Source organism: Phenylobacterium sp. (assembly GCF_035276905.1).
Taxonomy (GTDB): domain Bacteria; phylum Pseudomonadota; class Alphaproteobacteria; order Caulobacterales; family Caulobacteraceae; genus Phenylobacterium.
In genome coordinates this window covers 1-7,252 of record NZ_DATELG010000419.1, presented here as the reverse complement: position 1 = coordinate 7,252, position 7,252 = coordinate 1, and the positions used below count along the sequence as shown (strand labels likewise).

General features: G+C 69.6%; 9 protein-coding genes. 3 read left to right on the top strand and 6 right to left on the bottom strand.

Features of this window, described 5'->3' with window-relative positions:
• On the top strand, positions 1–732 hold a 732-nt coding region (locus VJS38_RS20035), incomplete at its 5' end, for an SDR family oxidoreductase (protein ID WP_324089915.1).
• 14 nt (positions 733–746) lie between these two features.
• Here the strand turns inward: VJS38_RS20035 and VJS38_RS20030 are convergent.
• The 6 genes from VJS38_RS20030 to minC form a co-directional block, all read right to left on the bottom strand.
• Positions 747–1,130 (bottom strand): TadE/TadG family type IV pilus assembly protein, encoded by a 384-nt coding sequence (locus VJS38_RS20030; protein WP_324089914.1) that lies wholly within the window; start codon positions 1,128–1,130, stop codon positions 747–749.
• Positions 1,127–1,654: a TadE/TadG family type IV pilus assembly protein gene (locus VJS38_RS20025; RefSeq protein ID WP_324089913.1), complete on the bottom strand. Its 528-nt coding sequence runs from the start codon at positions 1,652–1,654 to the stop codon at positions 1,127–1,129. The genes VJS38_RS20030 and VJS38_RS20025 overlap by 4 nt, the downstream gene beginning before the upstream one ends.
• 1 nt (position 1,655) lies before the next feature.
• On the bottom strand, positions 1,656–3,086 hold the full coding sequence (locus tag VJS38_RS20020; protein WP_324089912.1) for a pilus assembly protein TadG-related protein: 1,431 nt from the start codon (positions 3,084–3,086) through the stop codon (positions 1,656–1,658).
• A gap of 230 nt (positions 3,087–3,316) precedes the next feature.
• Positions 3,317–3,577, bottom strand: a complete 261-nt coding sequence (gene minE, locus VJS38_RS20015) for a cell division topological specificity factor MinE (protein ID WP_324089911.1) — start codon at positions 3,575–3,577, stop codon at positions 3,317–3,319.
• Positions 3,574–4,389 carry a septum site-determining protein MinD gene (gene minD, locus VJS38_RS20010; RefSeq protein WP_324089910.1) on the bottom strand — a complete coding sequence of 272 codons (816 nt, stop codon included), beginning with the start codon at positions 4,387–4,389 and terminating at the stop codon, positions 3,574–3,576. The genes minE and minD overlap by 4 nt, the downstream gene beginning before the upstream one ends.
• A 22-nt stretch (positions 4,390–4,411) precedes the next feature.
• On the bottom strand, positions 4,412–5,113 hold the full coding sequence (gene minC / locus VJS38_RS20005) for a septum site-determining protein MinC (RefSeq protein ID WP_324089909.1): 702 nt from the start codon (positions 5,111–5,113) through the stop codon (positions 4,412–4,414).
• Between the two features lie 340 nt (positions 5,114–5,453).
• On the opposite strand from minC, the gene VJS38_RS20000 reads away from it, so the two are divergent.
• Positions 5,454–6,359: an outer membrane protein assembly factor BamD gene (locus tag VJS38_RS20000; protein WP_414692473.1), complete on the top strand. Its 906-nt coding sequence runs from the start codon at positions 5,454–5,456 to the stop codon at positions 6,357–6,359.
• Between the two features lie 84 nt (positions 6,360–6,443).
• The coding region (locus tag VJS38_RS19995; RefSeq protein ID WP_324089907.1) for an AAA family ATPase at positions 6,444–7,252 on the top strand (809 nt) is incomplete at its 3' end.

Genomic DNA, 7,252 nt, shown 5'->3' with positions numbered 1-7,252 from the left:
GCCGACGGCGGAAGCCTTTCGCTGGTCGAGCTGGACCTGGCCTCCCTGGCCAGCGTGCGCAAGTGCGCCGACGCCCTGGTCACCGCCGGGCGGCCCTTCGACCTGGTGATCGCCAACGCTGGCGTCATGGCCACGCCGTTCGGCCGGACCGCCGACGGCTTCGAGACTCAGTTCGGGACCAACCACCTCGGCCACTTCGTGCTCGTCAACCGCATCGCCGGGCTGATCGCCCCGGGCGGCCGCTTCGTCGGCCTATCGTCCGCCGCGCACCGCTTCTCGGACGTCAACCTGGATGATCCGAGCTTCGAGCACACCGAATACACCCCGTTCGGCGCCTACGGCCGGTCGAAGACCGCCAACGTCCTCTTCGCCGTCGAGTTCGACCGGCGCCAGAAGGCCCGCGGCTTGCGCGCCGCGGCCGTTCATCCCGGCGTCATCCGGACCGAGCTCGGCCGCCACATGGACCCCGCCTTCTTCACCCAGACGCTCGAGAAGCAGCCGGATTTCGAGTGGAAGACGATCCCGCAGGGCGCGGCGACCTCGGTCTGGGCCGGCCTCGTCGCCGCGGCCGACGCGGTCGGCGGCCGCTACTGCGAGGACTGCCAGGTCGCCGAGCTCAGCCACGATCCGACGGTGCGCGGCGGGGTGCAGCCCTACGCCCTGGATCCGGAGCACGCCAAGGCGCTGTGGGCGTTGAGCGAGCGGATGGTGGGCGAGACCTTCGACGCCTGAACCTAGCAGCCAGGCTACGGGTAGCAGGCGCTGCTCGACAGCGGCACATTGGCGACCCCGGGCAGGATGCCGAGGTCGAAAGTCGCCTGGCCGGTCACCGTGTGGCCGCAGCCGCTGGCGCTCGCCGTGAAGGCGGGGGAGATGGCCGGGCCGCTGTACTGGCTCTGCGCATAGGTCTCGGTGGCGCTGGCGCTCCCGCACTGGTTCGCGTCGACCGCCATGCAGCGCGCGGCGGCCTGCACCGCCAGGTCGAGGCTGCTGGCGGAGAACATCAGCATGCCGGCCCACATCGCGCCCAGGATGCCCATGATCAGCAGCGGCATGACGAGGCCGTATTCCATGGCGGTCGCCCCGCTCTCGTCGCGCAGGAACCGGCGCAGGCGGAAGGTCTTCTTCATGCCATCCTCATCCAGGCGGTGCGTTTGATCTGCGGCGCGAACGCCTGGGCGAGCGTCAGGCCCGGGAACAGCGGTTCGAACGTGTAGGTGACGGGCGCCTGCAGATAGAGGGTCGGCGCGGCGCCTGTCGCGGCCTTGGCTACCCCCGAGCAGTCGGCGGGCTTGTTGTTCGCGGGGCCGGCCAGCTGGAGGTTGTTGCTGGTGTCGAGGCAGTAGTAACCCTCGCTGAGCGCGCCATCGATGGTGACGTTCTCGCCGAGGCCGGTGCTCTGGACGGCGGTCGTGACCGCGGCCTGGAGTCCGTCGCAATGCAGCGTCGCCGGGGTGTGCGCCACGTCGCAGGCCATCAGCGCCGCCTGGGCGCCGGCCTGGGCGGCGGCGTTCACCTCGGAGGTCTGGTAGGCGTAGCGGCCGACGTCGGTCACGCTGACCAGGCCGATGATGAAGAAGGCGCCGACCCCGGCCATCTCGATGGCGGCGACGCCGCGTTCGTCGCGCCTGAAGCGGTTGAGGAGCCTGCGCATCTTACATCACCAACTGGCCGCGGCCGGGGACCTTGTTCTCGATCTGGGGGGTGCCCTGCTCTTTGCACTCGCCATGGGCGAGGATGTTGGCCGTTCCGTCGACCGTGAGGGTGTTGACCACCATGCTGAAGCACGAGTTGCCGTTGTGGGCCTTGTTCACCGCGCCTTTGAAGGTGACGTTGGACCACGGCAGGTAGACGCCGCCGGAGATGTTCCAGGTCGGGCTGTTGCCCGCGGCGGCCATGTCGACCCCGGTTTTCAGGGCGCTCCCGTTCGTTGCCGTGGGCGACTGGTACATGGCCATCCCCTTCCAGGGACTGGCGCTATTCTCATCCGGTGAGGCGTAGTCGAGGGCGCCGTTGCCGGTGGGGGCATGGATGTAGCTGCCGTTGTCGCCGGCGAAGATGATCGTCATGCCGGCGTCGGGCCCGCTCAGGGTGAAGTTGCCGGTGTCGAGCTGGCCGTTGTAGATGATGAGGGTCGTGCCGGCGGCGACCGTGACGTCGCCGATCATCTGGACATCGCCGCACAACTGCGTCACGCCACTCCAGTTCACTGCACCCGATATCTGGGTCCAAGTGACTGTATTGTTGCCGTTTTTGCCATTCCCATTCCCGTTCCCATTCCCATTCCCATTCGTCTCCTGCGGATAGGGGTTCGATGGATTTTTGCTTTTGCAGGGGTCCGGCGGAATGTTCTTCGCCAGGTCGGCGTAAGGGTCGGGCGCGGCGCTGACGCCCGAATGCTGGACGACGCCGCAGCCGTTATTCGTGGTGTGAGCGTCGCCGACGTCAGCCCCGGTGTCGTGGCCGGTGCAGGTCGCGCCCGTGTTGGACATCACGTTGCAGCCGGACAGGTTCGCGTTCGGCGCGCCGTGGGCGAGCAGCGCAGTGGGCGCTTTGACAGGTCCATCCGAAGCCAGCGCCAGGATGCAGTAGGTCCGGGTGGTCGGTCCCTCGACGGCCACGGCGGTGGCGCTGACCAGCTGGGCCGGGGCTCCGTTCACCACCGCGTTGCCCCTGTATCCGACGACCTGGGCCAGCATCAGCGGCATGGGGCGGGTGACCGTCACGCTGTAGCAAGGCCCCTTGCCGGCGCCGGCCGGGCAGGGGACGTCGTTGGCGGCGGTGACGGTGACTCCGTCCGTCCCGTCCTTCTGGCCGTACTGGGCGGCGACGCCCTTGGCTTCGACGTCGTAGGTCGGGCCGGCGTTGGTCGCTGCGGCGATCGCCGCGGCGTCGGCGGCGTTCTGCAGCGCCCGCTTTGTGGCGAACCAGGACGCGCCCTCAGCGCCCAGGCCGAACGTTCCCAGCACGACCGGCAGGGCGAGCGCGGCGGTGATGAGGACGTTGCCGGAGCGATCCTTCAGCAGGCGGAGGATCGAGTTTCTGAGGTTTTTCGGCATCGGCAGGACCCCGTGTTCCTGCCTCATCTCACAAAAGAATGCTTAAGGAGGTTGGACTCGTTCTAGATTAACGCCGTGTTAATTGACGAATTGGGGAATCGATTTCCAGTTGATCTAAAGAATAGATCCCACCCAGGGGTAGACGGACGACACTGTATACTTTCGGATACAGCGCCTATCTGGAGTGTATCCACTTCAGAAACGCGCGCTTAGATCGGCGTCGCGTCGAGCGCGCCCGTCGCGAGACTTGCACGCGTTCAACCGCGCGCCAGGGCCGTCTCGGGCATCTCGATGTCGATCGCAAGCGTGGAGACGTGATCGCCGCGCTCCAGCTTGACCAGCACCTTGTCGCGGTCGACCGGGATGTGGCGGGCGATGACCTCGAGGATCTCGCGCTCCAGCACCTGCGCCAGGTCGGCGCGGCCGCCAAGCGCGCGCTCGTGCGCCAGGAGCACCTGCAGGCGGTCCCGCGCGACCGGCGCCGAACGGCTGCGGTTGAAGAGGCTGAGCAGGTTCATGCCGCGGCCCTGCGCCCGAACAGCCGGCTCATCAGGCCGCGCTTGGCGGCGGGCTCGGCGCGGACCTCCTCGCCCAGCAGCTTCTTCGCCGCGACCGAATAGGCGCGCGCGGCCGGCGCGGCCGGATTGTGCAGGGTGACGGGGAAGCCGAGGTTCGATGCGGTGAGCACGTCCGGGCTCTCGGAGACCACGCCCAAAAGCGGGATGGCCAGGATCTCCAGCACGTCCTCGACCTTCATCATCTCGCCGCGGGACGCGCGGCCAGCGTCGTAGCGGGTGAGCAGCAGGTGCTTCTCCATCTTCTCACCCGCCTCGGCGCGGCGGGTCTTGGAGTCCAGCATGCCGATGATCCGGTCGCTGTCGCGCACCGAGGAGACCTCGGGGTTGGCCACCACCACGGCGAGGTCGGCGTGGCGCATGGCCAGCGTCGCCCCCTTTTCGATGCCCGCGGGGCTGTCGCAGACGATCCAGTCGAAGCGCTCGCGCAACTCGCCGATCACCCGCTCGACGCCCTCAGGCGTGAGGGCGTCCTTGTCGCGGGTCTGCGAGGCCGGCAGCAGGTGCAGGGTCTCGACCCGCTTGTCGCGGATCAGCGCCTGCGGAAGCTTGGCGTCGCCCTGGACGACGTTGACCAGGTCGAAGACCACCCGCCGCTCGGCCCCCAGGATCAGGTCGAGGTTGCGCAGGCCGACGTCGAAGTCGACCAGCACGACGTTCTGGCCGGCCTGGGCCAGGGCTGCGCCGAGGGCGGCGGACGAGGTGGTCTTGCCCACGCCTCCCTTGCCGGACGTGACGACCATCACCTTGGACATGGCGAACTCCTTCCCCGGATTTTCAATCGAGCGCCGAAATGCGCAGCGCGCCGCGGTCCGAGCGCACCTGGACGGCGCGGCCGTGCAGCTGCGCGCCCCAGTTCTCGGCGGTGCGGTAGAGCCGATCGACGCCGACCATCTCGGCCTCCATGCGGCTGCAGAAGATGCGCGCCTGCGCGCCTTCGCGGATGCCGGCGATCGCCCGGCCGCGCAGCGCGCCGTAGATGTGGATCGAACCGCCGGCGATCACTTCCGCGCCGGACGCGACGGCGCCGACGATGGTGACGTCGCCCGCCTCGCAGACCACGGACTGTCCCGACCGCACCGGGCCTTCGATCAACTCGCCGCCGATCCGGGGAGGGGCCGCGTTCACCGGCGTCGGCGCTTCGCGCCCATAGAGCTGGGTGGGCAGCCGTTCCCAATGGGTGTGCTCGAGCAGCCCGGGCGAGGCGCCTTCCAGGCCGATGATCCGGAAGCCGCGGCTCTCCAGCCCGTCCAGCAGGATCAGCACCGCATCGCGCCCTTCGGCGGCGGCCAGGGAAAGGTCGACGACCATCGGCCGGTTGGTGAACAGCCCGGCGGCGCCGGCCAGGTGCTCGTCGAGCTCGACGAACCAGGCGGCCAGCGGCGGCTCGGGCGCCAGCGCCAGGGCCATGAAGCTGCGGCCGCGGACGTGCACGATGGGAGGCGGAGAGTTCCTCAAGGCTTGCAGCGGCAGCGGCATCGGCTCGTCCTCGGTCGCGCGGGCGCACGCCCGCGGCGCGTGCGCCCGGCAGGGCGCCGCTGGCCGAAATGCGCTCCGGTGTCTGCGTCAGGGCCCGGCGCTTCGGCCGGAGACGGCTCGCGCCGAACCCTCAGCGTTCTGTGTCCGCGCGAACCTGGGCCAAATCTGGGCCACGGCCGGGCTTGCGGCCATGGAGTTGTGGATTGAGCGCGTACTAACCTCCGCTCCTCCCCGCGGCCGCGCCAATCCGTTCCGTTTGCGCAGCCCCGGCCCTGGTGTAGAAGCACTGGCGTTAAGGCGCGGGGGCGCGCGTTGGCTGTCTCTTGAGGTGAAGGTGTCCTTGCTTCGGAATTCCTGGGTTCGCCCAGCGCTCATTGCAGGCATCTGCGCGCTCGCGGCGGCGGGCTGCTCCGGCGGCGGCAAGAAGAAGCCGCAACTGGCGTACGAGGAGCGGCCGGTGGAGCTGCTCTACTCCGCCGGCGCGGACCGGCTGGACAAGCGCCAGTGGAGCCAGGCGGTCGAGTACTTCCAGGAAGTCGAGCGCCAGCACCCCTATTCGGAATGGGCGCGCCGGTCGATCCTGATGCAGGCCTTCGCCCACTATGAGGCCAACAACTACGACGAGGCGATCGCCGACGCCGACCGCTTCATCCAGCTCTATCCGGGCAACCCCTCGGCGGCCTACGCCCACTATCTGAAGTCGATCTGCTACTTCGAACAGATCACCGACGTGGGCCGCGACCAGGCCGCGACCGGCCAGGCGCTCGACACCCTGCAGGAAGTCGTCCAGCGCTATCCGAACACCGAATACGCCGCCGACGCCCGCCTGAAGATCGACATGGTCAGGGACCAGCTGGCGGGCAAGGAGATGACGGTCGGCCGCTACTACCTGCGCCAGGGCGACACCCTGGCGGCCATCGGCCGCTTCCGCAGCGTCGTCGACCGCTACCAGACCACCAGCCACACGCCCGAGGCGCTCTACCGCCTCGTCGAGGCCTATCTGACGATCGGCCTGGTCGACGAGGCGCGGAAGGATGGCGCGGTGCTGGGCTACAACTTCCCCGGCGATCCCTGGTACAGCGTCGCCTACAAGCTGCTCACCTCCAAGGGCTATCGTCCGGACGTGGAGCCGAAGCGCGGCCGCGGCCTGATGCACATCCCCTTCGTGCACCGCAAGTCGAGCACCATCGCCCCCCCGCCGGCGTCGGACACCTCCGCCGTCCAGCCGGTCCAGCCGGCGAGCTGAGCGGGCGGACAGAAACGAAACGAGATTCTCTGCGGCGTTCGCGCTCTTCCCAGGCCGCCTGATTCCAGGTGATCTTCCGAACCTATGCTGATCGGACTGTGGATCCGCGACGTCGTCCTGATCGAGGCCCTGGACCTGTCCATCGGGCCGGGGCTGACTGCGCTCACCGGCGAGACGGGGGCGGGCAAGTCGATCATCCTCGATTCGCTCGGCCTGGCGACCGGCGCGCGGGCTGACGCGGGCCTGGTGCGCCGGGGCGCAAATCAGGCCGCCGTCTCCGCCGCCTTCGCGCCCGCCGTCGACCATCCGGTCTGGGACCTGCTGGAGGAAAAGGGCCTCTCCTACGCCCGCGACGAGGACCTGGTGCTGCGCCGCACGCTCGGCGCCGACGGCCGCAGCCGCGCCTTCGTCAACGACCAGGCGACCGGAGTGGGCGTGCTGAAGGAGGTCGGCGACCTGCTGCTCGAGGTGCACGGCCAGCACGAGACCGTGGGGCTGCTGGATTCCCGCACCCACCGGCCGCTGCTCGACGCTTTCGGCGGGCTGCAACCGGCCCTGGACCGCGTCGCCGCGCGCTTCGCCGAGTGGCGCGAGGCGCGGGCGAGGGTCGATGAGCTGCGCAGCCTCGTCGCCCGCGCCGCCGCCGAGACCGAGGAGCTCAGCCTGCGCCTCGCCGAGCTCGACCGTCTCGATCCGCGCGAGGGCGAAGAGACGGCGCTGGCCGAGGAGCGGGCGGTGCTGGGCGCGGCGGAGAAGTCGCTGAGCGACATCGCCTCGGCCCGCGAGGCGTTCGACGGCCTGTCGGCCAAGCTGGCCTCGGCCGCCCGCACCCTGGAGCGCGCCCGCGAGCGCGCGGTGGCGGCCGGCGCGGCGGCGCAGGTCCCGGCGGTGAC